The organism is Paenibacillus athensensis (genome assembly GCF_004514475.2).
In the GTDB taxonomy this organism is placed as follows: Bacteria; Bacillota; Bacilli; order Paenibacillales; family NBRC-103111; genus Paenibacillus_AL; species Paenibacillus_AL athensensis.
The window spans coordinates 1-517 of record NZ_MYFO02000059.1 but is presented as its reverse complement, the minus strand read 5'-3'; the positions used below and the strand labels follow the sequence as shown (position 1 = coordinate 517).

The 517-nt window shown below is 56.9% G+C and carries 1 pseudogene; it reads left to right on the top strand.

Annotation, left to right across the window (positions count from 1 at the left end):
* A pseudogene (locus B5M42_RS25180) lies at positions 1-517 on the top strand (hypothetical protein); the annotation flags it as partial.

Here is a 517-nt window from a genome sequence, read left to right as displayed (position 1 = left end):
AGCGGGGGATATCGTCAAGGTCTACAAACACGGCGATTTGAAAACGCTGCTGGGCACAGGAACGGTAGCAGCGGGCAAGACAGATGTGACGATTAGCCTGAAGGACACCGGAGCTACAGCCGGTTCGGTGGACCTGACGGTAACGACCAAAAACAAACGGGAATCGCAGGTGTACGAAGCTGCGTATGAGGCGACGCCGCAGACGGCCAAATTGAAGGCAGAGGCAGTTGTCGCGACGAACAACTTCGCCAAAGCAGATACGATTGTAGTGTCCGGTCTTCCTTTGGGCGGCAACGTCGTTAACGTATACGCCAAAACAGATGACGTCAAGCCGCTGGCTACGGCAACTGTAGCAGCGACAGCCACGTCGGCGACGCTGAGCATTGCGCAATTGGGCGCAGACGGCGGTAAGGTGTATATTTCCGTGCTGGCGCTGGGCAAAACGGTGTCCGAAAGACTGGAAGTGAGCTTCGACAAGGAGCCGCAAACCGATGCGCCAACGGGCAGCAACGTCACT